General features: G+C 39.7%; 20 protein-coding genes. 11 read left to right on the top strand and 9 right to left on the bottom strand.

The annotated features are described in order from the left end of the window. Positions 1-206: 206 nt before the first annotated feature. Positions 207-2,267, bottom strand: coding sequence for an outer membrane protein assembly factor (locus GNF10_RS05840; protein ID WP_185586817.1), 2,061 nt, complete (start codon positions 2,265-2,267; stop codon positions 207-209). Between the two features lie 234 nt (positions 2,268-2,501). Here GNF10_RS05840 and GNF10_RS05835 point away from each other — a divergent pair, with 234 nt between their 5' ends. Beyond that, the gene (locus tag GNF10_RS05835) at positions 2,502-3,866 is read left to right on the top strand and encodes a lipid-A-disaccharide synthase-related protein (protein ID WP_185586815.1); all 1,365 of its coding nucleotides are present in this window, start codon (positions 2,502-2,504) and stop codon (positions 3,864-3,866) included. A 71-nt stretch (positions 3,867-3,937) separates the two neighbouring features. Here GNF10_RS05835 and GNF10_RS05830 read toward each other — a convergent pair whose 3' ends face one another. Continuing rightward, on the bottom strand, positions 3,938-4,660 hold the full coding sequence (locus GNF10_RS05830) for a response regulator transcription factor (RefSeq protein WP_185586813.1): 723 nt from the start codon (positions 4,658-4,660) through the stop codon (positions 3,938-3,940). Between the two features lie 1,374 nt (positions 4,661-6,034). On the opposite strand from GNF10_RS05830, the gene GNF10_RS05825 reads away from it, so the two are divergent. Then, positions 6,035-7,369 carry a hybrid sensor histidine kinase/response regulator gene (locus tag GNF10_RS05825; protein ID WP_185586811.1) on the top strand — a complete coding sequence of 445 codons (1,335 nt, stop codon included), beginning with the start codon at positions 6,035-6,037 and terminating at the stop codon, positions 7,367-7,369. 34 nt (positions 7,370-7,403) lie between these two features. Next, positions 7,404-8,528, top strand: coding sequence for a hybrid sensor histidine kinase/response regulator (locus GNF10_RS05820; RefSeq protein ID WP_185586809.1), 1,125 nt, complete (start codon positions 7,404-7,406; stop codon positions 8,526-8,528). Between the two features lie 32 nt (positions 8,529-8,560). Here the strand turns inward: GNF10_RS05820 and GNF10_RS05815 are convergent, their stop codons facing one another. Next, a complete protein-coding gene (locus GNF10_RS05815; RefSeq protein ID WP_185586807.1) occupies positions 8,561-9,016 on the bottom strand; it encodes a response regulator in 456 nt (151 codons plus the stop codon). Between the two features lie 2,833 nt (positions 9,017-11,849). Further along, entirely contained in the window at positions 11,850-11,984 is a 135-nt protein-coding gene (locus GNF10_RS05810; RefSeq protein WP_260446076.1) for an RtcB family protein, read from the bottom strand. A 257-nt stretch (positions 11,985-12,241) separates the two neighbouring features. Between GNF10_RS05810 and GNF10_RS05805 the strand changes: the two genes are divergently transcribed. From GNF10_RS05805 to GNF10_RS05795, 3 genes are all read left to right on the top strand, one after another. Beyond that, a complete protein-coding gene (locus tag GNF10_RS05805; protein ID WP_185581534.1) occupies positions 12,242-12,439 on the top strand; it encodes a heavy-metal-associated domain-containing protein in 198 nt (65 codons plus the stop codon). Positions 12,440-12,568: 129 nt separating this feature from the next. Then, positions 12,569-14,851: a heavy metal translocating P-type ATPase gene (locus GNF10_RS05800; RefSeq protein WP_185581533.1), complete on the top strand. Its 2,283-nt coding sequence runs from the start codon at positions 12,569-12,571 to the stop codon at positions 14,849-14,851. A 19-nt stretch (positions 14,852-14,870) separates the two neighbouring features. Next, entirely contained in the window at positions 14,871-15,098 is a 228-nt protein-coding gene (locus tag GNF10_RS05795; protein WP_185581532.1) for a hypothetical protein, read from the top strand. A 17-nt stretch (positions 15,099-15,115) separates the two neighbouring features. On the opposite strand, the gene GNF10_RS05790 is transcribed toward GNF10_RS05795, so the two are convergent. From GNF10_RS05790 to GNF10_RS05780, 3 genes are all read right to left on the bottom strand, one after another. After that, positions 15,116-16,549, bottom strand: a complete 1,434-nt coding sequence (locus GNF10_RS05790; protein ID WP_185581531.1) for a cell wall metabolism sensor histidine kinase WalK — start codon at positions 16,547-16,549, stop codon at positions 15,116-15,118. Positions 16,550-17,044: 495 nt separating this feature from the next. Next, positions 17,045-17,611: a hypothetical protein gene (locus GNF10_RS05785; protein ID WP_185581165.1), complete on the bottom strand. Its 567-nt coding sequence runs from the start codon at positions 17,609-17,611 to the stop codon at positions 17,045-17,047. 245 nt (positions 17,612-17,856) lie between these two features. Next, a complete protein-coding gene (locus GNF10_RS05780) occupies positions 17,857-19,839 on the bottom strand; it encodes an amylo-alpha-1,6-glucosidase (protein ID WP_185581166.1) in 1,983 nt (660 codons plus the stop codon). Positions 19,840-20,143: 304 nt separating this feature from the next. Here GNF10_RS05780 and GNF10_RS05775 point away from each other — a divergent pair, with 304 nt between their 5' ends. Further along, positions 20,144-20,527: a hypothetical protein gene (locus GNF10_RS05775; RefSeq protein WP_185592556.1), complete on the top strand. Its 384-nt coding sequence runs from the start codon at positions 20,144-20,146 to the stop codon at positions 20,525-20,527. Positions 20,528-20,619: 92 nt separating this feature from the next. Here the strand turns inward: GNF10_RS05775 and GNF10_RS05770 are convergent, their stop codons facing one another. After that, on the bottom strand, positions 20,620-21,117 hold the full coding sequence (locus GNF10_RS05770) for a quercetin 2,3-dioxygenase (RefSeq protein WP_185581168.1): 498 nt from the start codon (positions 21,115-21,117) through the stop codon (positions 20,620-20,622). A 206-nt stretch (positions 21,118-21,323) separates the two neighbouring features. Here GNF10_RS05770 and GNF10_RS05765 point away from each other — a divergent pair, with 206 nt between their 5' ends. Together GNF10_RS05765 and GNF10_RS05760 are read left to right on the top strand one after the other, a co-directional pair. Next, positions 21,324-21,887, top strand: coding sequence for an HD domain-containing protein (locus GNF10_RS05765; RefSeq protein WP_185582006.1), 564 nt, complete (start codon positions 21,324-21,326; stop codon positions 21,885-21,887). A gap of 82 nt (positions 21,888-21,969) precedes the next feature. Then, a complete protein-coding gene (locus tag GNF10_RS05760; RefSeq protein WP_260446233.1) occupies positions 21,970-22,389 on the top strand; it encodes a thermonuclease family protein in 420 nt (139 codons plus the stop codon). Between the two features lie 101 nt (positions 22,390-22,490). Here the strand turns inward: GNF10_RS05760 and GNF10_RS05755 are convergent, their stop codons facing one another. After that, positions 22,491-23,534: a low specificity L-threonine aldolase gene (locus GNF10_RS05755; protein ID WP_185582005.1), complete on the bottom strand. Its 1,044-nt coding sequence runs from the start codon at positions 23,532-23,534 to the stop codon at positions 22,491-22,493. Positions 23,535-24,157: 623 nt separating this feature from the next. On the opposite strand from GNF10_RS05755, the gene GNF10_RS05750 reads away from it, so the two are divergent. Together GNF10_RS05750 and GNF10_RS05745 are read left to right on the top strand one after the other, a co-directional pair. Then, positions 24,158-24,940, top strand: coding sequence for an ABC transporter ATP-binding protein (locus GNF10_RS05750; RefSeq protein ID WP_185584853.1), 783 nt, complete (start codon positions 24,158-24,160; stop codon positions 24,938-24,940). A gap of 107 nt (positions 24,941-25,047) precedes the next feature. Further along, entirely contained in the window at positions 25,048-26,487 is a 1,440-nt protein-coding gene (locus GNF10_RS05745) for an MlaD family protein (RefSeq protein WP_185584852.1), read from the top strand. Positions 26,488-26,863: the final 376 nt, after the last annotated feature.

Genomic DNA, 26,863 nt, shown 5'->3' with positions numbered 1-26,863 from the left:
GTTGGGTGAAGCGGAGTGCAACCCAACATATATCAGAATGTTGGGTTACGCAAAGCCTCCACCCAACCTACGTCTAATGCACTTGTGTGTACACCGTAGCCTAAAAGGAGAGAGATTTAGAGAGAAGTTTTCCAGATGCCGTGAGAAGTTAGGAAAGAGTAGGTCAAAAAATCCGGCGCAGCCTCATAAAGAAAGTTTGAATATACTTAAAACCTCTGACCTATGCCTAAATGCACTTTGCTTTCTCCCTGGTCATTAATGCCATAATCAGCCCGAATTAAGCCTAGTGGTGAATTTAAGCGGACTCCGGCCCCATAACCAAAACCATAACCGGGTTTGTCTCGCACACCCGCCGGATCTCCTAATACAGTATCACCTGAGCCTAAGTCTGACGCAAAGTCAGCAAATAATACACCCCCTACGATTGGTAAGACGGGAAAACGATATTCTGCGGAAGCTAAGACATAACTGCGCCCACTTCCCACATCTCCAGAATCGTAACCGCGCACTGAATTGGAACCACCCAAGTTAAAGCTTTCGTAGGGTGGTAAATTCCCAAGCACAGTACCAGCTTGGACATTTACAGCAAAGACTTGTGGCTGTTTGGTGTTAAATAACTGGACTGGTAGATATTGGCTGTAATTGGCTTTGAGGCGATTTAGGGAAATATTACCTTGACCGATGGGCAGAGATTGTTCTGTACTCAAACTCAAAATGGAACCTTGAGTTGGGTTGAGGGGATTATCTCGTTGGTCTTTGGTGGCGGTGAAGGATACGGTAGTTAGGTCATCAACGCCAGTTCCACTTGCAGATAGGGGATTGCCTTGAGCGTCAGTTGGGGTAATATTACCTTGGCGATCGCGAATACTAGTTCGGGTATAGTTTAATCCTAATGAGGTATTCCAGTTGTCAATTGGTCGCTGTAAGCTGACACTCCCACCAATTTGACCTTCCCGCACTTTGTCGCCGTTAGCTAGCTTAATCTTGTCATCAAAGGTTTCCGAAAGTTCCCGATTACGAAAACCATTCATAGTGTAGCCCAAGCGATCGGGGTTTGTTGCCCGATAAGGACTGACAAATTTGCTATTAAATTGCAAGTCTCGGCTACTTACGCCAACATTCACACCTAATGTATCGTTAATACCACCGACATTCTGATCTTGATAGCTGATTGTGCCTGTTAATCCCTGATCTGCATTGTAACTACCACCCAAGTTAACACCACGCGCCCCAGTTTCTTTAAGTTGGTAGACTAAATCAAGTTTTGTCGCATCTCCTTCTAAGGCAACATTCACTGTTTCAAATAAACCAGTGCGATATAGCTGTTGGATGTCTTGCTTGACGACATTTTCTTGGAAGATTTGGCCAGGTTTCAGCTTGAGTTGCTGTTGTAGGAAATCTGGTTTGGTGCGTCCTCCGACGGGATTACCCTTGCTATCAACGGTTTTGCCCTCGTCGTTGACAAAGCGAAATTTGATATCACTCACTAAGCCTTCAGCAACATTTACAGTGAGAATACCTTGAGAACTGGGTTTAATTGATAGCACTCGTGCTAAGTTATAACCATTGTCGGCGTACCATTTGTTAATTTGTACTACTGCTTGCTGGAGTCCAGTAGGACTGATGGTGGTTCCAATCTGAGATTGCAACTTTTGTTGGGCCACTTGGTAGGTGAGGACTTTAGCACCAGATAATTGCAGCGACCGTACAATTACTGGTTGCACTTGATAAACTACATTCAATCCAGCCTGTGTGCTAAAGCTATTCACACTGACATTGCTAAATAAACCTGTATCCAAAATTGCAGCTACATCTTTTTGTAGCTGGCTTTGACTGGTTTCTCCACCTACCTGGGTTTTAATGACTTTACGAATAATCTCCTGCAATTCTTGATTGGCTCCCACTACCTGTACGTCTGTAGCTGTCACTACCAAATTGCTCTCAGTAGCAGGGGTTTTGGGAGCAGGGGAGGCAGGGAGAATGGCTTGGGAAATTAATTCTTTTGTTGACTTTAAGACTACTGGGGAATTTTTGCTTGCACCTGTTTGTGCGGCAACGGGATTTTCAGAAAATTGTTGTGCAACTATAGTTTCTGGGGAAGCAATTGTCTCTATCCGTGTGGGAGTCTCTTCAATTATCGGCACTACCAAGTTACCAGCTTTTGCCGTTGGAGTAACGGTTTTAGCAGATGTAGCCGTTGCTTGCTGAGTCACATTGGCAGCAGCTAAAGTAGCTAAAGTAAAAATTGCAGTAGCAGAAACTCGCATAATATTTAACCTAATTAACAGGGAGTTATATCAATTTTGGATTTTAGATTTTAGATTAAAAGACTTGATTAAAAAGCTTTTCCAATAATTTTAAACAACACATCCTTTGAGAATTTGGCGTTAGTTGTAGGAAAGCAAAGAAATAGCGATAATACTAACTTCCAGCTTCTTCGCCGATTTCCCCTATTTACACCTCTTACCCAAACGACAGTTAATTTTGATATTTTGTTTCTTATGAGTAATTCATCCCGCTTATCTGTAGCCTCTAACTCCCAAGCTGCAACTTCTCCTTTACGGTTACTTGTATTAAGTAATGGTCATGGGGAAGATGTAATTGCAGTTCGGATTTTGCAAGAACTCCAACGACAATCAAACCCACCAGAGATATTTGCTTTACCTCTGGTGGGTGAAGGACGTGCTTACCAACAGTTGGATATCCCTCTTATCGGTTCAGTCCGCACTATGCCTTCTGGCGGCTTTATTTATATGGATGGCCGCCAGTTAGCGCGGGATGTACGCGGTGGTTTATTGCAACTTACCCTTAGCCAGATTAAAGCTGTCCGCCGATGGGTGAGTTCTCAAAAAAAATTAGGTAATAAAAGAGCGATTTTAGCTGTGGGAGATATTGTCCCCCTGTTGTTTGCAACTTTTAGTGGTGCTAATTATGCTTTTGTGGGTACGGCGAAATCTGAATATTATGTGCGCGATGAAGCTGGATTGTTACCACGGAAATCCAAAGACGCGCGTTGGGAAAATTTTTCTGGTTCAGTCTACCATCCTTGGGAACGTTGGTTAATGAGTCGTCGCCGTTGTAAGGCAGTGTTTCCTAGAGATGTGCTGACGACGGAAACATTAAAACAATGGCCAATTCCCGCTTTTAATTTGGGTAATCCCATGATGGATGGTCTACAACCGACCTTTTCACGCCAACAATTTTATAGTCGGGATAGTCACCAGCAAGAAACGGCTAGACCTTTAATGGTGACTCTTCTTCCTGGTTCCCGTCCGCCAGAAGCATACACCAACTGGGAAAAAATTATGATTGCCGTATCTGCGCTGATGGCAAGTTTTCAGGAGCGAGATTCGGTGTTTTACACTTCTGGCACGGTGATATTTTTAGGTGCGATCGCTCCTGGTTTAGACTCTAATATTTTATCCCAAAGCGTGCAATCCCAAGGCTGGCGGGCAGAATCGGTATGTCCTATCCAACTTCCCGATCCAAATATATTGACGTTTAAACAAAGAAATGCTTATCTTTTACTGACTCAACAATCCTATAATGACTGCTTGCATTTGGGAGATTTTGCGATCGCAATGGCAGGTACAGCCACAGAACAGTTTATCGGTTTAGGGAAACCTGCGATCGCTATTCCCGGCAATGGCCCCCAATATAACCCTGCCTTTGCTGAAGCTCAAAGCCGTCATTTAGGCTCATCTTTGATTTTAGTCGCGCAACCAGCAGAAGTGGCCGAGATCGTCCAGTCTCTATTCAAAGATCCTGATATTTTGCAAATTATTGCCGAAAATGGACTGCGGCGTATGGGTAAACCAGGGGCCGCACTACGCATTGCAGAATGTTTACAGGAACGATTGAGTTGATAGGAATTGGGAATTGGGCATTGGGCATTGTTTATTAATTCATTTCCCTGATCTCCCTCGTTTCCAGTTCCTTATGCTACCAACCCAGAACGTAAGGCTCTGACGGCAGCTTGGGTACGATCATCAGCACATAATTTATTTAGAATATTACGAACATGAGTCTTTACAGTACCAACTGTAATATAGAGTTTCTCGGCAATTTGCCCATTGCTACACCCAGCTACAATCAATTCTAAGATTTCCAATTCCCGTTGAGTCAGGGGATATGTTTCTAAAACTTGCTCGTATTCTGACGCTAGCGCCTCAATTTTTACAGTCTTCGGCTTATCAGAACTTTGGCTTTCTCCAGGAATGCCTTGGCGCATTTTCCGCAATACCACATTGGCAATTGCCGGATCAATCCAAGAGTTACCGCCGTGAGTTGCTTGAATCGCCTCAGTTAATTTACTAATGCTTGTTTCTTTCATGTAATAAGAATCAGCACCTGCTGCAAAAGCTGCAAGTACAGCGTCTTCAGTGTGATCCATTGTTAGGATCAGAATTTTCGTTGCCGTTTGACCAGTTTCAGCTTGATGGCGTTTGAATTTACGGGTGAGTTCAATGCCATCCATGTCAGGTAAACCGATGTCTACAACAGCTACATCTGGCTTTGCCGTTTCCAAAAGTTTTAGTCCTTGAGTCGCATTTGCTGCTTCGCCTATTACTTTCAAGGCGCTGTGAGACTGTAATGCCGCTCTTAGCCCCATTCGTGTTAAGTCATGATCTTCAATTAAAATAATGCTAATTTCATTCATCGCTACACTCGCTCTTATGTTGTTTGCATCTTTCAAAATATTACCTTTCGTTAGCGCTTTCTGCTATTTCCCCAAACCAAACATAGATGATATTTTAACCAGCCTGCATCCATCGCTAGAAATAATAAATTTACTATTTTTTGATATTTAGATAGAGGACATATCTAGCTGGAGATATATAGATACTTGCACAAAAAGTATGAAATATTGAGACGAATGCCAAATTGCTCTCCCTTGCTCAGAATTCAGCTTTTAGTTGCCATCTTCCATTAGTTATTTCCTATTATCTTGTACAAAGCTTTGAACAAAGCTGACAAAAATGGACGAAGTTCTGAATTTTAACGGGATCTGGAAAACCTCACTTCCATTCCTTTTTCCTTATAGGAGAGAGGTTTTAAATTCTCCCCCAACCCTACAAGGTTTTGGGGCTAAGGGTTTAGGTTTTGCCTCTTGTTTTCCCTATCACGTGAAAAATCAGGCTCGATGCTGGGCAATTTCAAAAGTAATTCAACCAAAACTGCATAGGGTAATAACTCGTGCATCCAGATGCTGGGGGGCTTACGGCTCAAAAGTTAAACCCTTAAGCAGTCAAAGTAGGCGAGTAATCGTTTTAATGCCAAAAGGCTTAGAAGGGCTTGGTATTCTTCCTAAAGTTTACCAGGAGGTTTTGGTAATTTTCCAAACTGTGAAAGTTTGTGATCGTTAAGAAAATTGTTTAAATTCCAGGAGGTAAGATTACTTGTGATTCACAAATAGGTATAGGAAGTACTTTCTTATTTACCTGGTCTAACCAAATCTAATCGTTAAAACTGCTCAAGCTTATGGTACACGACAATAGTATGCAACTCTCACCAATGGCTGACGACGGTCGCTTGCTCACTCATTTACAATTGGTTTAAGCTTAGTAAAGTATTCTATTTTACTTTATATCAGTTCTGTGTGTTGTGCCTAGACCAATAGGTTTCAATTTGTTAATTGCTAGTTTTTCGAAAATCATTGTTAGTTTGCTAGGAGTTTAATTTCAATAGTCTGGTAAACTAACCAGATTTAAGGATACAACAGACTAAATTTAACCCAATAATTAGCTTAGAAAGCAACTCCTGTAATTGTAATGGCAACCTCAAATCAAGATCAACACCGAGTGAAAGCTGACAACTTAAATCTAGCCGGATATATCCTCAAGCCTTTGACCTTGCTTGCCTAATGCCAAGATGATGGCAACGCAAAACAAATATTGGATATTGTGCTAAACCTCTTAGTCAATCAAGTTACAGATTTTAGATGTCCGAAAATATTATATTTTTTTTTAATTAGATCATCTCAAAAGAGAAATGTTATACATCAACCTATGTTTAGCGGCAAAAATAAAAAACGATGGAAGAGACGCTGAAAATTTTGGTTGTAGACGATGATGAAGTAGACAGGGTGGTAGTCCGTCAGGGTCTGACGATAGCAGGTATTCAGATGGAACTGTCTGAAGCCGACGATGGCAATGATGCCTTTTCTGCCTTAAGCAGTACTGCTTATGATTGTGTTTTCCTCGACTATGATTTACCAAACCAGGATGCACTAACCTTGATTCAACGGCTACGTTTTTCGGAAATTAAAGTTCCTATAGTAGTCTTGACTGGCCAAGGAGATGAACAAATGTCTGTTCAATTAATTAAGGCTGGTGCTACAGACTATCTCTCTAAGTCGAGGATATCGCCAGAAAACTTGGCACAGGTTTTGCGGAGTGCAATTCGGATTTATCGGGCTGAAATGCAGGCAGCTTTGGCAAAAGAGCAGCTTAGAGAAAGCCATGAAAAACTCATTCGTAAGAACCAAGAATTGGAGAGACAACAAGAACAGATTCAAATGCAAAACTTTAAGCTGTTGGAGGCATCACGGTTAAAATCACATTTTTTGGCCACTATGTCCCACGAACTCAGAACGCCGATGAATGCGATTATTGGTTTTTCGCAAATACTTCTGCGTCCTAAGTTCGGTCAACTAAGTAACCAGCAAGCAGATATGATCGAGCGCATCTTAAATAATGGGAAGCATTTACTGATGCTACTCAATGAAGTTCTTGACTTTTCTAAGCTGGAGATAGGACGATTAGACTTAAAGGCAGAAAAATTTGATGTATCAAAGGTCATAAATCTGGCTGTAGGTGAAATGCATTCCCTCGCTGATGCTAAAAAGCTGTCATTGTTAGTGCAAAACGATTTGCAAAATCCTTTCATATTTAACGATCCTATTCGGATCAGACAAATTTTAACTAACCTACTCTCGAATGCGATTAAGTTCACAGAGTCTGGTGAGATTTGGGTTGAGGTTAAAGAACTACCTACAAATCAAGTGGTAATTATTGTTCGGGATACAGGTATTGGTATAGCACCCAGAGATTTTAAACGTATCTTTGAAGCATTTCGCCAAGTCGATCAAACTATCACTCGCAAATATCCAGGGACTGGTCTGGGTTTGGCAATTGTAGATTCATTGGTGCGAATGATGGGCGGCAAAATTTTTCTGGAGAGCAAATTGGGCATTGGTTCAATGTTTAAAATTGAATTGCCGCGTCAAATCACATTACAAAATGTGGCAGATGATCCTCCCAATTTACAATTAGACAACGACGGAATTTTTGGTAGAGCAAAAAATCCCCATCATTCATCTTCTCAAGCTAGGCAAGCACCGATAGGATATCCTAAATTTAAACTATAAATTACTTCCAAAAACTGATAAAAATTTATAAATTATGTCTGTAGTTGAAAATAATAAAATTTATCGTATCCTCGCAGTTGATGACACTCGAGATAATCTTATTTTGGTTCAAGCAATTTTAGAAAGTGAGGGATATGAAATTGATTTGGCTTCCGATGGAATAAAGGCTTTGAGGCAAGTTGAAAAATCTCCACCCGATCTGATTTTATTAGATGTAATGATGCCGGGGATGGATGGTTATGAAGTCACGCGTCGGATTCGGAATAACCCAGCAATTAGTTATATTCCAATTCTGCTGATTACTGCTTTTCATGAATCTAGCGTTGTCGAAGGTTTAGATGCTGGTGCTGACGATTTTATTCGTAAACCATTTGATACGGATGAACTACTTGCAAGAGTGCGATCGCTATTACGTCTCAAGCACAGTTTGGACGAACAACAAAAAATGACCCGCCAACGGGAAGACTTTGTTTCCCGTCTGACTCATGATTTGCGAACTCCTTTAGTAGCTGCTGATCGGATGTTGAGTTTGTTTGAGATGGAAACATTCTGCAAAATATCGCCGGAAATGAAACAGGCGATCGCAGTTATGATTCGCAGTAACCAAAATTTGATGGACATGGTAAACACCCTCCTAGAAGTTTATCGCTTCGAGGCAGGTAAAAAAACGTTGAATTGGGAAGTATGCGATTTACGTGAGATATCTGAAGAAGTGGTGAGCGAACTAAGCCCTCTAACTAATGAAAAAGGTTTGACCCTGACAATAGACACCAGTAAATTAGATCCACTGGATAAAAATGCTGGGATTATTATGGGCGATCGCTTAGAACTACGCCGAGTGCTAAACAATTTGATCGCTAATGCCATCAAATTTACGGATACAGGAGGGATCACAATCCGCATTTTTGAAACATCACCTCTTCCAGGAAATCAAGATTCGGTAACAATTGAGGTACAAGATACAGGATATGGAATTGCACCCGAAGATCAGGCAACAATTTTTGAGCGATTTCGCCAAGGCAAACATAAACGTTCAGGTAGTGGCTTAGGGCTACATTTATCCCACAGGATTGTAGAAGGGCACGCAGGAACTATCCAGGTTGCTTCTGAAGTAGGTAAAGGTACTTTATTCACTGTCCAACTACCCAAGAACATTTAACTTCTTCACGGGGGCATTTTTCTGCTGGATTGCTAATCTTGACAAAGTTCAAAAGCTGAGTAAGGAGAGAATTTTCCTCCCAATACACGGCGAATTATAGCCTCTAAGTCCTCAATCATATAGGGTTTGCTGATATAATCATCAAATCCCGCCTTGAGGATACGCTCTCGATCCTCCGTGGTAGCTAAAGCCGTGACTGCGATCGCTGGAATTTTGGAAGTTAAGGGATCTTGCTTTAGATGACGCACAACATCGATACCGCTAAGACCTGGTAATAAGATATCCAACAAAATTAAGTCCGGTTGATATTCTTTAGCCACCAGCACTGTTGCAGAACAATCTGTTTGACAAATAAATCTACAACCCATTAACTCAAGAGCATAACTAATCAGCAAAAGACTATCATCATGGTCTTCCACTGCCAAAATCAAAGGCTGGTGAGAGTTTTGCTGCTTTTCATCACTCATGAATGAATGTGCCAAATACATCTCTTCTCCAGAAGATTTTATTAGGATTCCTCGTCTGTCTCTATTAGGAAGATACAGACAAAGCTTCGCGCGAACATATAGAATACTACTCGGTCAGAATTAGCTAATGTGTTTTACTTCTACCTATTTCATAATTCTTACCCACGCCAAAATTGCTGAGATAAGAAAACCTCAAGCTGAGAGGTTTAGCGGATACTTTTCGATTATACGCAAAATTACAGAAGATTTTCTTAATAAATTTACCATAAATTTATATAAAAAGATCAGATGATGATTTAAAACAGTATCGGCTTGAACTATGTATGCTTTGAGATTTTAAAGATACTAAATAAACAAGTAATTCAAGTTATTAGCTGTTAAATTTTGTACTAAACTTTACGTGCTTAATCTAATTTAGACACACTCTTTATTAGTTGTACAGACGTGATTGTTTAGGTTAAACCAAGAGATTATTTTTGATATTTTCCTGAAAAGAAGCAGCTTTTCATCTTTTGTCCAAGGTTATCTACTACTTTAACTATAGCGCGATGTCTACGACGGGCCACACCTATGCATAAATTTGTTTGTAGATTATTCTATTGAGATTATTGTGAGTATTCTATACTACAAAAACAACAGTGAAGAGAATATACAGCTTTTATCAAGACTTTACTGAGTAAAGCTTACACTCAACCCAACCTAGTAGTCTGTCTCATTACATTTGAGGATAAGAGAACGAACCGCATACTCTTAGGTCGAAGCAAGCTATGCACAGTGTCTCCTTAGAGAAAGACGCTAAGAGCGTAAAGGAAGAAGGAAAGAAAATCAATTGAAATTTGATTCAGCTATCAGAATTAATGTGATAGACCACTACTATTCTTCTTAACTGAAACGTATTGAGTTTAATGCAACCAAAAACTTGAGAATAATTTTGTTTAAGCTTTGTTAAATTAGACCATTAATGCCTATTAATTTTATCTACGATCAATTTTATTTTTAATCACATCTATTGAAATATTTATCTATCTAAAGGGGGTTGAACTAATTCCCATATTATCGATAAAACTGGATACCAGATTTTATAATTATTGTACACACCCTAGAGAGAGATGACCAGAATTAAGAGTAGCTCTAAATTAATTCTGGTGTGTCGAATAACTGCTTTCAATTAAGGTTTAGCTGAGTGCTAAACCTTTTTTCATGCTTATCATTAGAGTCTGTCAACACACTCTAGACAGATGAACTCAAATCAAAGTAATTATAAATTAGCAATGTATGGTAAACACTTGGTATATATAGGGCGTGGCTTTTAGCCATGCCTTTTTTGTGACTGATACTAACCAACTGAAACATACAACATATTTCAAGTTAGTGAGCCAAAAAATAGCTCATATATGCTATCCTGCATCCTCTCTAAGGCATCGGCGAGGGTCTACACTTCAACGGAGTACTCGCAGGATATTGACCCTCGATTTCGTAATTGATGTATGAGTATTAATCAAAAATTACTTTCAAAATTTCCCTTAACTTCCTATTAATAATATATCCATATCATGTTAAACAATGTTTAACACTATCCTAAAGAAATAGAAAAGCTAATCAAAATATGCCTGTTAGTATTATTAAATACTATGTATCAATAGGACAAGCAACAAAAAACCATCAATACCATATATAGATCAATATTCGTATCATTCTATAGATAGTAGAAATAACTATTTTACAAAGTTATTATTCAGCCTGTTAATGCCTGAAAAACGTGTATGCACCCTGGATATTCTTCCAGGGTCTTTTTTTTGAAAAATTATAAGTAAAAGGTAGACTTTCGTCAGATTAGAAGTAAATTGATAGGTGATATTTTTATACAGTGGATTGAGCATAAAAATAAAGAGAGGATATATCAGAATCTACCTTGGTGATTAGAGCCTTTAGCTTAATCCAGAAATCTTTAAATAGGATTAACTTTAGATAGATTTTTTGTGTATTTTTTCAAAAAAATAGTTAATATTTTTACCAAGTTATGAAATACCAAATTTCTGAATATTTATACACATCCTCTAGGATGATGAACTGTAATACAGAGTAGAACTAAATTAATTTTGTACGTTGTTAAGCACAGCAATTATTGAGGTTTGGTTCACAGCCAAACCTTTTTTTTACGAGTAAACAGGAAGTGTGCTATCAGATTTCAGAATATTTGGATACAGTCTATAGGAAGATGAACTAAAGTAAGAGTCAGTCTAAATTAATCTTGGTGTAGTAAATGCTTGGTATATATAGAGGCTTGGTTTAACCAAGCCTTTTATTATGTACAAGTCTTCAAGAAATTTGGATACAGTCTATAGGAAGATGAACTAAAGTAAGAGTCAGTCTAAATTAATCTGAAATGTCTACTTAAGCACTAAATCTATAGGTTTAGCACTGAGCTAAACCTATTTTCTGATCGAGTGAAGAGAAGCGATGCCGATAGCGTGTCCCTGTGGAGGCAGGCTACGCTGGGTAATTTCATACGAAAAAAGAAAATATATAAAGTATTGATTAGACATCTCCAGAAATTAAATATGCGTTATCCAAAATCCTTGTAGAGACGGTAGCACTAGCTACGTCTCTATATGAGGGCTTTCTGTCTTATCTCAAGCGTATTGGGATAAAACTAAAACTGGATCTCACTTGTGTGTACACCGTAGCATTAATGACACAGGGTAAATTCCATCTAACTGATTGCAAAATAATCATCAGAATTATGCGTTAATTGCATTCATACGGATTTGTAAGAGCTTCACAGATGCGATTCTAATATTAGGGAATAAAGATGGATACCCCTGGCGTTGACCAGGGGCTTTTTATTTAGAGGCTAGGCTTTAAACGTCAATACAGGACTCAATCGCGCCACAACGTCTACCATTTCTGCCTCAACCTGCACATCAATTACAGACTGAATCGGTTTATAGGCGGCTGGTGCTTCTTCAATGCGGCGTTCTTCACACAAGGTAATGGAGTCTTACACTTGCATTGGAAAACAAGTGTTTTGTAGTATTTTGTATTCTTTGCATTTTATATACTACATCTGTAAATAAATTTGAACTTTAGCTAAAAACTTTTAAAATTCTCTAGACTCTCCAGCCGACTAGAGAGTCTAGTATGAATTCAAGGGGACTCTCAACCAGAAATTTCTGATTGTTGACGGTTATCCTTCAGTCATCCAACTTGGTTTGGCTAGGTTGTTTATTTTTATCCCGTAAATCTATGACTCTCCAACTCACAGTTCCCAATATGTCTTGTTCTGTTTGTGCAAGCACCATCACCAAAACACTTCAAGCAGTCGATGCCAATGCAAGCGTTCAGGCTGATCTAACAACCAAGCTTGTCAGTGTAGAAACTCAAGCATCAGAAACAGAAATTAAGGAAGCGTTGGCTGCTGCTGGCTATCCAGTTGCTAACTAATTCGTAATTCGTAATTCGTAATTCGTAATTGTTGGCGGTATTTACCTGTTGGGGTCTAAATCCCCAAATAATTTAATTACGAATTACTTTCAGATCCTCCCGCATCAATCACAGGGGTTCTATCTAATTATGGATACTCTCACACTCAAACTTCGAGGTATGAGTTGCGCTGGTTGCGCCAACAACATCGAAAAGGCAATTCGCTCTGTTCCTGGGGTGATTGACTGCAACGTTAACTTTGGAGCAGAACAAGCCGCCATTAGATACGATCGCTCTCTAGCAGATTTAGAGAAAATTCAAACTGCGATCGCAGCTGCGGGATATTCTTCCTATTCACTCCAGGAAGAATTGCTCTCTGAAGAAGATGATGCAGAAATTGCGAGTAGACAAGCATTACAACGCGAACTTTTCCTCAAGGTAATTGTGGGAGGTGTAATCAGCATTTTCCTATTTTTGGGGTCTTTGCCCATGATGACTGGGCTGAACTTCTCCTTAATTCCCAGCTTTTTGCAAAATCCTTGGGTACAATTAGCGCTGACAACACCTGTCATTTTCTGGTGTGGTCGATCTTTTTACCGCAATGGCTGGAAAACCCTCAAGCGCCATACGGCGACAATGGACACGCTGATTGCTTTGGGTACAAGTGCAGCGTATATATATTCTTTGTTTGTGACTGTTTTCCCGAAATTTTTTATTGCCCAGGGCTTGATACCTCATGTTTATTATGAAGTTGCAGCCATTGTTATTACCTTAATTTTATTGGGGCGGTTATTGGAAAATCGCGCTAGGGGACAAACTTCTGAAGCCATCCGCAAACTGATCGGATTGCAAGCCAGAGATGCCAGAGTTATCCGTAATGGTTTGGAAATTGATGTTCCCATCGCTGAAGTCAGAATCAACGATGTGATTTTGGTACGTCCTGGTGAAAAGATTCCAGTCGATGGCGAGGTGATTGCAGGCGCTTCGACAGTAGATGAAGCGATGGTGACGGGTGAAAGTTTGCCAGTCAAAAAGCAGCCAGGAGATGAGGTGATTGGGGCGACGATTAACGGTGCGGGTGCATTTCAGTTTCGGGTGACACGAGTCGGAAATGATACGTTTTTGGCTCAAATTGTCAAATTAGTGCAACAAGCCCAAGGTTCTAAAGCACCAATTCAGCGCTTGGCAGATCAAGTTACAGGATGGTTTGTACCAGCCGTGATTGCGATCGCGATCGCCACTTTCGTCATTTGGTTTAATTTTACTGGCAACCTCACCCTCGCAACAATGACAACGGTGGGTGTACTAATTATCGCTTGTCCTTGTGCTTTGGGTTTAGCTACCCCCACATCTGTCATGGTGGGGACAGGAAAAGGTGCAGAAAATGGCATCTTGATTAAGGGTGCAGACAGCTTAGAACTAGCACACAAAATTCAAACCATCGTTCTCGATAAAACCGGCACTTTGACTCAGGGGAAACCAACCGTTACAGACTTTGTGACTGTTAACGGTACGGCTAATGGGAATGAAATCAAGCTTTTACAGTTAGCAGCAACGGTGGAACGGAATTCTGAGCATCCTTTAGCTGAAGCGGTGGTGAAATACGCCCAGTCTCAAGAGGTGAGTTTAACAGAGGTAAAGAATTTTCAGGCTAATGCAGGTAGTGGTGTCCAAGCAGTTGTTTCAAATCAGCTTGTGCAAATTGGTACGCAACGCTGGTTAACAGAACTTGGAATTAACACCATGACTCTTCAGCAGTATAAAGATGCCTGGGAAACTGCTGGTAAAACCGTCATTTTGATTGCTGTAGATGGCGAACTACAAGGAATTATGGGTATTGCCGATGCCCTGAAACCTTCATCAACAGCAGTAGTGAAGGCATTACAGAAGTTAGGTTTAGAAGTAGTCATGCTTACTGGAGACAATCGTAAAACGGCTGATGCGATCGCAGCAGAAGTTGGCATTCAGCGAATCTTTGCTGAAGTGCGTCCAGATCAGAAAGCAGCAATTATCCAATCTCTACAAGGGGAGATAGAGAGATTTCCCAATTCAAAATCTAAAATTGTGGCAATGGTGGGCGATGGTATAAATGATGCACCAGCCCTAGCACAGGCTGATGTGGGAATTGCTATTGGTACGGGAACAGATGTTGCGATCGCAGCTAGCGATATCACCCTAATTTCTGGAGATTTGCAAGGAATTGTCACAGCAATTCAACTCAGCCATGCCACCATCAACAATATCAAGCAAAATCTCTTCTTTGCCTTTATTTACAACGTCATTGGTATTCCCATTGCGGCTGGAATTTTATTCCCAATATTTGGTTGGTTACTCAATCCAATTATCGCCGGGGCTGCGATGGCTCTTTCTTCGCTCTCTGTTGTTAGCAATGCCCTCAGATTGCGTAAATTTCAACCAAAAGCTATCTCATAATCGCAGGTTAAATTAAGAAATGTTCAGTAAAAAAATGCTTTGCGGAAGCCTTACAGCTTTAGCGCTTCTCGCCGGGACACCAAGTGTAACATTAGCAGAAATGCCAGCCCACTCGTCAGAGCAAACTACCCAGTTTAACCACATAGAACAACCTTTGGGCTTGAAAGTTGGTGTTGCGATCGGTGGTTTAGCCTTTATTGGACTAGAGTTGTGGTGGTTCCTCCTCTATAAAAGTTCTGATTCTTGAGAGGATATTTTAAAAATTTAGATAGCACTGCTATATGTCGGTAAACTGATTGTAAATGTACTCCCTTCCCCTAACTTTGATTGGACACTGACACTACCCCCCATACCCTCAACAAGTGTCTTGACAATAGATAAACCCAAACCACAACCCCCAGTAGTATGAGAGCGGGATTCATCTACGCGGTAAAATCTTTCAAATATCCTTGCTTGCTGTTGCAAAGGAATTCCATAGCCTCGATCGCAAACTTGAATTATTGCCCGATCTTCAACTTGATTTAATTTAAAAACTATCAGTGTATCAGTCTCAGAATACTTAATAGCATTATCAATCAAATTCAATAATACTTGTTTGAGGCGACTGTAGTCTGCTTTAACCTCAATTGGAGCCATCTCTGACTCGATTTTTATTATGCGATCGCTATATTTTTTTGCCATCATCACCACTTCTTCAACCAAGTCATTCAGCACATAAGATTTCATTTGAAAATATAAGTAACCATTATCTGCTCGTGCTAAATCAAGTAAATCTTGTAGTAGACGGATAGTGCGTTCAGCTTCCGATGCCGCAGTTTCTAAAGCTTCTTGTTGGGTTTGTGTTAAATTATTTTGCCTTCGCAAGACGCTTTGTAAGTAACCATGTACAATGGTTAGAGGTGTGCGTAATTCATGAGAAACATTACTCACAAATTCTCGTTCTTGCTTCCAAGATTGAGATAGTCGTGATAACAGCATAGTTAAAGTTTGAGCTAATTCTTTAACTTCGCTGGGTGCATTTTCAACCGATAGCTGTGATTGTCCTAAATCTTCAGCCGAAATCACAGAAGCCATTTGATTTAGCTGACGTAGAGGTTGCAGAGAACGCTGGATGTAAAATGCGATCGCAGCAGTTAAAATAATAATTGCCAAAACACTAATAATAGTTAAACTCTGCACCATTCCCAGAAACATTTTCTGTTCGCGGGTAATATCCTTGACTACAAATAACTCACCCAATAACTTACCCTGCACTTGTACAGAACTACCACATAAAACAAAATAGCTTTCGTTGACTTTGTAAACTTGTGGTTTAATCGGCATCTTAGTTAAAGACATTAACTCAGCTACTTTTGTATCGGATACCAAATCTAAAGTGGCAGATTTTACTAAAATTTTATTATCAGGACTTTTCAACCATAATAAGATGTTGGTATTTGCCAAGTTATTAATAGCCTTTTGCAACCCAGTTTCAGGTTGCATCATTTCACTATAAATTTGCACATCTTGCGGCAAACGCTTGGCGATTTGTTCTATATTATACTTATGACTATCAACTAATATTTGCTGCATTTTCCAACTAGTCCATGTAGCGAGGCTACCTAATACCAAACCTGAGAATGCAGCAATACCAATTGTGAGACGTGACTGTAAGGAAAATGGGTCTATATTTATCCAAACTTTTCTGATTTGCTTCACTTTTCTGGTTACGTTTTAGGTGTGAAATAAAGATATATCAATAAAAAAATCAAAATGCTAAATGTAAAGTTACTATTAACCGCTAAATTTTTAGTTACAGATGATTTAAACTTATCTTTGTTGTATACCTACAATGAAAAGTGCAGCCATTCCAGAAAGATTGCAAAATATTTTTCTTTAATCGTCCTCTCAACCCTGCAAATATTTCTCTAATAATAAATTAAATTAATTTACTAGTAATTAAATTAATTTCCGATGAGAATTACCTTAAAATTTTGTACTTTCGTATGTCTTCTTGTATGAATACAATGGTTGAAAGTAGCTCTTGCTGTTTAGACATATTTCTATGTCCTCCTAAATAGAGTAAATATACAGAGATTCTTGGTATTTTTTTTAAAAGACGCAGGAAATTCCTGAATAGATAATTGTCATAGCTTATTGGTTTTAATTGAACTCCAATAAATGAAGAAGCTCCGGTTTAATAGATGTAGTCAATTAATTTAAGTAGCGAACCGACTGCGAAATTTTGACTGCTTCTTGAGGAGTAACATTACTACAATTAGACAATTCTGGTAATACTCCCGTACCAACAAATCTGTAAAAGGGGCCATTTTGTGAACCCAACCACTGCGATAGCAATGTTGGTTGTTTGGCATTACCGTATAATCCTTGCTCCAAGACGCTTTTGCCAAATATGGGAGAATTTATCGGGTAACTGCGTGATCCAGAGGGCAAGTCGCCGATACCACCAGATGCTGACTCAATCGCAAAGCATTTATCTGCACTTGAATTTTGGTAAACAACTAAGTAACGCAAGCTCTGAACATTTTCACGCCCAGCCTCAACCAATACTTTGTCGGCATGAAAATTTGCGGGTACGTAACTTGGTAATGCTATTTTTAACCCTAGCGATCGCAAAACTTTTAACTGAGTCGGTGTTAGTTTTATTACCGAATTGGTTTGTGAAGGTCTCGGTTGAGCAATTACCGCAGCTGTAGAAGCGATAATACAGGCGATAACACAAAAGGAAGCAAAGTTAACTGGGTATTTTAATATATTCATGGTTAATAATCATACTTAAAAGTTTTGAAAAAGTGCAAATTTCTTGATTTCTCAATCTGGTAAAGCAGCAAAAGTTTTACCAGATGACGAAGTTCCAGAGATCCTTAAAGAATGTGCAAAACGGATTGGAAGTCAATTCTTTTCTGTAGATGTAATAGAGAGTAAAGATGGAACTAAGCGGATCGTAGAAATTGCTGATGGGCAGCTGTTTTACTCAACTTTGGGTGGGGTAACAGGTAAGCGCATCAATTATCTGTCGCCAGCCAAGCACGTAAAACTTCTGCCACTGTCCACGCTTGGGCAATACATCCCCGTGGAGTCATCGGGGCATCACCATCAAAAATTTCGCTGAGACTACCAAGACCATGTGCAGTGAGATGATTAGCCATTGGTTCTAAAAATTGACGAGCCTGCTCAGGGTTTTTGTAGACGCGCAGGTGTGCTAAAACGAATGGCCCCAATAACCAACCCCAAACTGTCCCCTGGTGATAAGCTCCATCACGTTGATACTGATTGCCGCCATATTTACCCTGATATTGAGGGTGATCGAGGGCTAGCGATCGCAATCCATGAGAAGTCAGCAGCCTTCGTCCGCAAACTTCCACCACACTTTTTTGCTGGGCAGGAGTCAGCGGGCTTTCTAGTAGTGAAACAGCAAATATTTGGTTAGGTCGCAATGCTGCATCATCACCATCAGGACTGTCTAGAACGTCATAGCAATAACCTGTCTCGTCATTCCAGAAGCGAGAAAATCTATACTTAGCCCGGTCTGCCATTGCCTCATATTCTTGGTGTGGTTTACCAAGGTGACGGGCAAACTTTGCCATTGTCCGTAAAGCATTATACCAGAGGGCATTAACTTCAATCGGTTTGCCAATTCGGGGCGTAACTACCCAATCATCAACTTTGGCATCCATCCAAGTCAGTTGTACACCTGCAACGCCAGCGAAAAGTAAGCCATCGGCCGCATCGAGATGGATATTGTAGCGTGTACCGCGACAGTGCCAATCAATGATGTCTGCAAGTATAGGAAAGAGTTCACCAAGCAAATTATCATCATCCGTAGCGCTGTAGTAGGCGCGGACTGCTTCAAAATACCAGAGAGTCGCATCGACTGTATTATATTCTGGTTGCTCGCCCGCATCAGGAAAGCGATTAGGCAGCATTCCTTGGTCTACATATCTAGCAAAAGTGCGAAGAATTGAGCGTGCTACCTCTGGGCGACCAGTGGAAATTGTCAAACCAGGTAGACTAATCATGGTGTCGCGTCCCCAATCGCTAAACCAGTGATAACCAGCGATGATAGTCTTACTGTAGGGGTCTTCTGGCATTGGACGGTCAACAATAAACTGGTCAGCAGCTAGTATTAGTTGCTTGATCCAGGTAGGTGATTCCTTGGTCTTGAGGGGTTGATTAGTTTTCCAAATTCCTATTAGCTTCTGCTCTTGAGCGCGACGTAACTTAAGTGCAGCCTCGGCATTGAGATTTGCTTGCTTTTCTGTGCTGGCTACAAATGCCAGCGCTTCCCCAGGATTTAGTGTAACTTCAAAAGTTGCAGCATGGAGATGGTCTTCTCTATCTCTCAATCCCCGATAGCGTTCAACAGCCAAGTCAAAGCCATAATACCAATTGTCGGCGACAGATGCGCTACCACTATCACTCAATAAATACACTGGCGCAGCATCTGGATAAGCAGTTACACAAATCCCTTGTTCGACTTGCTCAATAGACATCTGCCAACCATTACTTTGGGTGTCGCTGTGATAATCGCGGTAGTTGACCATTGCTTTGAGGGTCAACTTCAGAGGTTGCGTGGCACGACGCAAAGTATATTGGACATAAGTTGTGTTAGCACCTTGTTGCATCCACACCCGTTTTTCTAACAAGGCATCGGCAACAGCAAAACGCCATAAGGGAATTGTACCTTCCAGAGAAAAACGTTCAATATTTTGATAACCGTGAGGGCTGACAGTCCCATCAGCCCAACGATTGGTGTCTAGAGAATAAGAGCGATTGTCATACAGGATAGTTTCATCTAGTTTTGCCAGTAGTAAGGTACGACCTAAAGGTGGTTTCAATGCTGCTACCAGTAGTGCGTGATAGCGGCGTGTCAATAAACCAGCCACAGTTCCAGAAGCGTAACCACCAATACCATTAGTAACTAACCATTCCCGTGACTCTGCCGTGTCAAGATTGCCGCTGATTTCCCGCCCAAATTCTATACACATAACTCAACACTTTTTCTTGGGATCAATATTTGGATTATGGATTATGAATCCTCTAGTGTGCTGAGAATGGTATTAAGAGTTCTAAAATCTTAACTGGCGATCGTGGTTAAATAAAATACATCAAATTGGGTAATATTAAATACAGGTATCTTTGGTAAGACATTTCTGCAAGTAGAAGCTAAAATGCCCTAAAAGATTCTTTAACGTTATTGCGGAAGCACCCACCCTCAAGGAATTAGGGAGGGCAAACTATAATATTTTACTTATTACCAGCGAATTTTCAAATCAAAAGAGGAAGAATAGAGTGTTGAAAGATATTGAACGTTATATTCCTTCAGAGGAAAAATATTTAGAGGCATTCCACTCAATTTATGAAGAATTAACTCCGGGACACAAAGCTATCTTGAATAAGTTGTATGAGCATTGTTACTTTATGCAAGATAATCGCAGATTACGCACTTGGGAGTTATCTGAAGCGGCGGGATATGATGGTGACTCTTCTGGCCAAATTGGTCATTTAGGTGGAAAGTTCTGCCAATTCTTTGGAGTAAAAGATGATGAATTTGGGCAACCGGCACTTGCAATAATTAGTTGGTTTGCAGATGAAATCAATGGGTATTGGTATATTGAGCTAATTCCAGAAGCAGCTAGAGCATTTAAGCGTTTTCATATTGAAACTCTCAAATAGAAATGTTGATTACTTAGTTAGCGATCGCTCCTCTGAGACTTTCCAATACTGTTGTGTTGTGTCTAACTGCGATCGCTTGTAGTTATATTACCTTATACCTGCGAAGATGCAGCAGACGGCGGAATAATTTCAATACCATATTTTGAAGCAGCTGCCACCGCTTTTTCCATATCTGCGGGACTAACGCTAGGTAATTGTATTCTGTCTAAGACTGGCACACCTACTTCCATAAAAAACTTCTCTAACCCTGCTGGTGTAAACCAACAAAGTAATTTTGCTGGTTTTGCACTAATATTTGAAAACCTGTGGAGTTGACCTTTGGGAGAGTGGAAAAAAGTTCCAGGAGTTGCTAAGATAATTTGCTCATCAAGCTGAAATTCTAATTCTCCCTCTTGAATAAAAAAAGCTTCGTCTTCGTGACTATGAATGTGGGGAGGTGTACCGTTTTGTGGTTGAACAGTAATCTCAACTAGAGCATAAGTTTGACCAGTTTCTTCACCCACTGCCTTAAAAGTATACAAATCTCCAAGCACCCAGTATGAAGAACCTTGTCCCGGCTGCTGTAATATTCCTTGTAGATTGACTGTCATAGTTATTTCCCTTTAAAATGTTTTATCTTATACACTCAGTAAAAAAACTACTGTAATTTTTAGTTTACAAGTATTTAGATATAAATAAACTTAACCACATCATCGTAAATAGAGCAGACTGAAGTCAAGCGCTTCTTCTGCCACGGTGATTATAATTTAGGATTATGAGATACAGTATTGCATTACTTCATGAGAAAAATCGATAAATGGAAAAATATCAACTCAGCCCAAAAAACTGGTCACAAGACATTTATATTAAAGCTTTAAAAAAAGCAGAATACGCACATCAAGGTCAGAAAATGGCAGGTTCAGAAATACCTTACCTTATGCACTTGAGTCTTGTGAGCATGGAAGTAATTGCAGCCCTCAGTGTGGAAACAGAACATGATGGAAATCTTGCTATTCAATGTGCTATTTTGCATGACACAATCGAAGATACTAATACAACCTTTGAAGAAATCAGAGCCGAATTTGGTGAATCAGTAGCTAATGGTGTACTTGCACTGACTAAAGATGAAGATTTAGCAAAAGATCTCCAAATGACAGATAGTTTACAAAGGATAAAAAAGCAACCAAAAGAAATATGGATGGTGAAATTAGCAGATAGAATCACTAACCTACAAGCACCACCATATTATTGGACTCAAGACAAAATTATTCGATATCGAGAAGAGGGTATTCAGATTTATGAAGCTTTGCAGGATGCAAGTCCATTTCTTGCTTCCCGCTTGGCAAAGTTAATTGAAGATTACAAAGGATTTATCAATTAAATAGTCTTTTGTGATTTAACTCACACTAGCAACTTCAGTACTGCAATAACATGATATTCATGCATAAATTTTTACATACAAAATGATGGAATTACTTGAACTAATGTTGGTGCTAGCTACAGTAGTTGGTATTACAGACGGAAACAAAATTTTGGTTAAAAATAATGCCGGACAAACAATTCCAGTCAAGCTAGCGTGTATTAATGCACCAAAGGCGGCAGCGACACAAAGGTTAAAACAGCTACTACCACCTAAAACTCCTGTCGTGATTAGAAGGATAGAACAACTCGAAAATGGTCGGACAGTTGGTGAAGTCTTTGTGGATAATCGGTCAGTCAATCTCCTTTTGGTAGAGTCAGGTAATGCTGTTGTTGACAGAGAATCTTTACAAAATTGCTACGAAAGCAAAACCCAATATTTAATTGCAGAAGCTAATGCTAAAAATAAGCATCTGGGATTGTGGCAGAAATCAAAGATGCAATTGAAGTTTCATAGCAAGTAATATCAAATCCGGTTGTTTGGGAGCAACCTCAGATGTAATTGATATTAGATACCCGAATTTTTAAATAAATCGGATATCTAGATAACGCCAATTTTTACCAATCAGATAGCTATGATTGCTTTGTTAATATCATCAATCAATTCATCAATCCTTGATTGTGTAGTGTTCCAAGAACACATAAAACGCACTCCTCCCACACCGATAAATGTATAAAACTGCCAGTTATTTTCTTTTAAGGTGTGAATGACTTGTTCAGGTAATTTTACAAATACGGCGTTCGCTTCTCTGGGAAACATCAAGTCAACGCCTTCTATATTTAACAGTTTATTTTCTAAATATTCAGCACATTGATTAGCGTGTCTAGCATTTTTTAGCCAAGCACCAGTTTCTAATAAACCTAACCAAGGAGCAGAAATAAACCGCATTTTTGAAGCTAACTGACCTGCTTGCTTGCATCGATAATCAAAATCTTCTGCTAACTCTTTGTTAAAGAAAAGAATCGCTTCACCTAATGCCATTCCATTCTTAGTACCACAAAAGCATAATACATCTACTCCAGTTTTCCAAGTAATTTCAGCAGGGCTTTTATTCATAGCGGCAACTGCATTTGCAAAACGAGCGCCATCCATGTGAATTTTTAAATTATACTTTTTGGCCACTTCTTTAATTTTTAGAAGTTCTTCAATAGAATATAAAGTTCCTAATTCAGTTGATTGGGTAATACTAATAACTTTAGGTTTTGGATAATGAATGTCAGTGCGTCTAGTGACAATTGCCTCTATAGATTCTGATGTTAACTTGCCATTTTTCCCTTGAGCAAGTAAAAGTTTAGAACCATTAGATGCAAATTCAGGTGCGCCACATTCATCTGTTTCTATGTGAGATGTTTCATGGCAAATCACGCTGTGATATGACTGGCAAAGGGCAGCTAAAGATAAAGAATTTGCGGCTGTACCATTAAAGGTGAAAAATACTTCACAATCAATTTCAAAGAGTTCCCGAAAATAATCTGTTGCTTTTTGAGTCCATTCATCATTCCCATAAGCTGGAACACTACCCTGATTTGCTCTAATCATATATTCCATTGCTTCTGGACAAATACCAGAAGAATTATCACTTGCAAACTGTTCTAAGTTGCTACTCATAATCTCTACTTTGGTTTTTTTTAGTAATTATTACAATATTAGTAAATAAATCTTGTAGTTGGCAACTACAAGATTTAGGAAAATATTATTAATATTCTCAACTTAGAGAATAAATTTGCTAATGGCGATAACTTCAGAGGGTAATCAATTAAATATTTGTAGAGCAATAGCAAATTATTTTTAAATAAAAACAAGCCTAGATTTTAAAATAAGTTAGTAGTTCGCAAAATTCGATTTCCAAAAATAGAATTGCTATATCTTGCATTAAATGGTTAATTTTCTCTTGGTTTTTGTTTGAGCAGTTATAGCCTCTAATACCCTGAATATACTATTAAATGGATTTGCTAATTTCGACGGATAACTGGAGTCTTAGTTTCCCTTTACTGAGACATTAAGTTACTACGGTGTATTCCTGAGCTTTGGGTTGAAAAGATTTGGCGACATCGAAAATGGCAAATAAGTAAATATTATGCTAGAAAAATAAAGTTTGCTAATTAGAATGCCAATCATATACTTATAATGTACTATACAATGACCTGCCAGTAGCTTGCTTCCTTGTAAGGGTACAAATTGGGGAACCTGCCCAAGGCATCGGCTCACCAATGACTAATGACTAATAACTAATGACTGAACCATTGATTGAACTAAAAGGTGTTTCTAAGTCCTTTGGTAGCCATAAAGTTCTAGATAATGTAGACTTGACCATTTACCGGGGAGAAGCACTAGGGATTATTGGGCCATCAGGGACTGGTAAATCAACAATTCTGAGGGTGATGGCGGGGTTACTAGCTCCTGATGAAGGAGAAATTTATGTGCAAGGAGTGCGGCGGGACGGTTTGATTGAGGATGGTGGACAGCCAGTTGGCATTGGTATGGTGTTTCAACAGGCGGCGCTATTTGATTCGCTGACGGTGGAGGAGAATGTGGGATTTTTACTTTATCAAAATTCAAAGCTGTCGCGATCGCGCATTAGAGATTTGGTAAAAGAAAAATTGGAGATGGTCGGTTTGCCATCAATAAGCCACCTTTACCCCGCCGAACTTTCCGGGGGAATGCGAAAACGGGTAAGTTTTGCCCGTGCAATCATGGCTAACCCCGATAATCCCTCAGAAGGCCCAGAAGTTCTATTATACGATGAACCAACAGCCGGACTCGATCCTATTGCCTCAACTGTAATCGAAGATTTAATCCGCTATTTGCAATGTTTGCATGGTGTTTGTAGTACTTATGCTGTTGTTACCCACCAGGACAGCACTATCCGCCGTACAGCTGATAGACTTATATTTCTCTATGAAGGTAGAGTGCAGTGGCAGGGTACAGTTAGTGAGATATACAACACAGAAAATCCCTTGATCAAACAATTTATGAGTGGAAGCGTGCAAGGGCCGATTCAAGTCGTCGGTTGAAAAGTGAAAAGTGAGGAGTGAAAAATGAGGAATGAGAGTTAAATTCAATTCATAACTCCTAACTCATAACTCCCAACTCATAACTAATTATTGGGTAGAGGAAAAATATGCGAGGTCTTATGACAAGCCGCTTCGCGTCTGGGCGAACATTTAGAGAAGGCTCTGTGGGGTTGTTGCTCCTAGTAGGACTAGGAGTATTTGGGTTACTCTTTTTGTGGTTAAATAGATTTACTGCTGCTGGCCGTTCATACAAAATTATTGTGGAATTTGCTAACGCTGGCGGGATGCAAAAGGGAGCAATAGTTCGCTATCGAGGTGTTAAAGTAGGAACTATTTCTCAGGTTCTACCAAAAGCGAATGCAATTGATATAGAAATTGAGATTGCCCAAACTGACTTAATTATCCCCCGCAATGTCGTGGTGGAAGCCAATCAAAGTGGATTAATTAGCGAAAGTATTATTGACATTACACCAAAAACAACTTTACCGGCTGGGGTTGTAATTGCTAGACCCCTAGATAGAAGTTGCGATTCCAGTCTCATTGTTTGTAATGGCTCTCGCTTAAAAGGTCAGATTGGCATCAGTGTTGATGAATTAATTCGCAGTTCAACCGATCTAGCCTCATCATACAATGACCCCAAATTTTATAGAAATGTCAATAGGGTTCTAGAAACTACCACAAGTGCAGCATCTAGTTTTACTGAGCTAAGTCAGGATTTACAAGGTTTGACTAAAAGCTTGCGACAACAATTAAATACATTTTCAGCCACTGCTAATTCAGTACAACGAGCGACAAACCAACTTAATACATCTGCAAATCAAACAGTAAATAAATTCGGTACAACTGCAACTCAAGCAAATCGTTTGCTCAACAACCTGGATAATCTGTTGACAACAAATCGTTCTTCGCTGGTTGGCGCTTTAAATAATATCACCGAAACCAGCAACCAACTACGTGTTACAGTCAGTAGCCTATCACCATCTGTTAATCGATTGACTCAAGGAGAATTACTCAACAATTTAGAAGCTCTTTCAGCAAATGCAGCGCAAGCCTCAGCTAATTTACGCGATGCTTCTAAAACTTTAAACGATCCTAAAAATGCGGTGCTGCTGCAACAAACTTTAGATTCAGCACGAGTCACCTTTGAAAATACCCAAAAAATTACATCTGATTTGGATGAATTGACAGGCGATCCTAATTTCCGAAAAAATTTGCGGCAATTGGTGAATGGTTTAAGTGGTTTAGTCTCTTCTACACAAGATATGCAGCAACAAGTACAAGTTGCTACTACTCTAGATTCGGTCAAAGCTGCTGTGAGCAAACCAAATAATCTAATTCCTACCCCAGCACCAACCCAACAAGCAATGTCTATTGACAAATCGCTACCCGTCTATGAAGTTAATCCTTCACCTGCTAATTTTGAAAGTAATGACATCAACCTTCAAGGAACCCCCAGTCCGTCTATTCCTAACTCATCCCAAGAAGTCTTGTTAAAACAGCTTCGGGAGTATGGTAAGCAACGAGAGCAACTGGAGACGGAAAAATAGGCAATAGACATCTCCAGAAATTAATGATGCGTGGCTTGAAACTTTTGTAGAGACGTAGCACTGCTACGTCTCTACATTCTTTTTTACTAGATGTCTAATTTAGCGCAATCGTTCAACGGTGGAACCCAATACGGTTCATTTAAGGACTACTGGCAAAAATTTTGGGGTTTTGAGACGCGATAAATCGCCGTCTCTACAAGTGTTTTGCTCTTATCTGAACTCTATTGGGGTTGGGAGGATATTCAAAATATTAAAACGTTAACCGAACCGTATTGGAAAATCTGTCCCTCTCCAACTCAGAAAGGGACAGACTTAAACTCGAGTATTGCGCTATTGGGTGCGTTAACCAAGTAACGCATCATTTTGATCTAGCCTG

The sequence above is a fragment of the Nostoc sp. UCD121 genome, assembly GCF_014222285.1.
In the GTDB taxonomy this organism is placed as follows: domain Bacteria; phylum Cyanobacteriota; class Cyanobacteriia; order Cyanobacteriales; family Nostocaceae; genus Nostoc.
This window is presented reverse-complemented; position numbering and strand designations above follow the sequence as displayed.

Bases quoted from the DNA above. Each gene is read 5' to 3' on its own strand.
- GNF10_RS05815 (WP_185586807.1), bottom strand. From the start codon at position 9,016: ATGTATTTGGCACATTCATTCATGAGTGATGAAAAGCAGCAAAACTCT.
- GNF10_RS05820 (WP_185586809.1), top strand. From the start codon at position 7,404: ATGTCTGTAGTTGAAAATAATAAAATTTATCGTATCCTCGCAGTTGAT.
- GNF10_RS05800 (WP_185581533.1), top strand. From the start codon at position 12,569: ATGGATACTCTCACACTCAAACTTCGAGGTATGAGTTGCGCTGGTTGC.
- GNF10_RS05760 (WP_260446233.1), top strand. From the start codon at position 21,970: ATGATGGAATTACTTGAACTAATGTTGGTGCTAGCTACAGTAGTTGGT.
- GNF10_RS05745 (WP_185584852.1), top strand. From the start codon at position 25,048: ATGCGAGGTCTTATGACAAGCCGCTTCGCGTCTGGGCGAACATTTAGA.
- GNF10_RS05835 (WP_185586815.1), top strand. From the start codon at position 2,502: ATGAGTAATTCATCCCGCTTATCTGTAGCCTCTAACTCCCAAGCTGCA.
- GNF10_RS05770 (WP_185581168.1), bottom strand. From the start codon at position 21,117: ATGACAGTCAATCTACAAGGAATATTACAGCAGCCGGGACAAGGTTCT.
- GNF10_RS05840 (WP_185586817.1), bottom strand. From the start codon at position 2,267: ATGCGAGTTTCTGCTACTGCAATTTTTACTTTAGCTACTTTAGCTGCT.
- GNF10_RS05825 (WP_185586811.1), top strand. From the start codon at position 6,035: ATGGAAGAGACGCTGAAAATTTTGGTTGTAGACGATGATGAAGTAGAC.
- GNF10_RS05765 (WP_185582006.1), top strand. From the start codon at position 21,324: ATGGAAAAATATCAACTCAGCCCAAAAAACTGGTCACAAGACATTTAT.
- GNF10_RS05780 (WP_185581166.1), bottom strand. From the start codon at position 19,839: ATGTGTATAGAATTTGGGCGGGAAATCAGCGGCAATCTTGACACGGCA.
- GNF10_RS05830 (WP_185586813.1), bottom strand. From the start codon at position 4,660: ATGAATGAAATTAGCATTATTTTAATTGAAGATCATGACTTAACACGA.
- GNF10_RS05750 (WP_185584853.1), top strand. From the start codon at position 24,158: ATGACTGAACCATTGATTGAACTAAAAGGTGTTTCTAAGTCCTTTGGT.
- GNF10_RS05805 (WP_185581534.1), top strand. From the start codon at position 12,242: ATGACTCTCCAACTCACAGTTCCCAATATGTCTTGTTCTGTTTGTGCA.
- GNF10_RS05785 (WP_185581165.1), bottom strand. From the start codon at position 17,611: ATGAATATATTAAAATACCCAGTTAACTTTGCTTCCTTTTGTGTTATC.
- GNF10_RS05795 (WP_185581532.1), top strand. From the start codon at position 14,871: ATGTTCAGTAAAAAAATGCTTTGCGGAAGCCTTACAGCTTTAGCGCTT.
- GNF10_RS05755 (WP_185582005.1), bottom strand. From the start codon at position 23,534: ATGAGTAGCAACTTAGAACAGTTTGCAAGTGATAATTCTTCTGGTATT.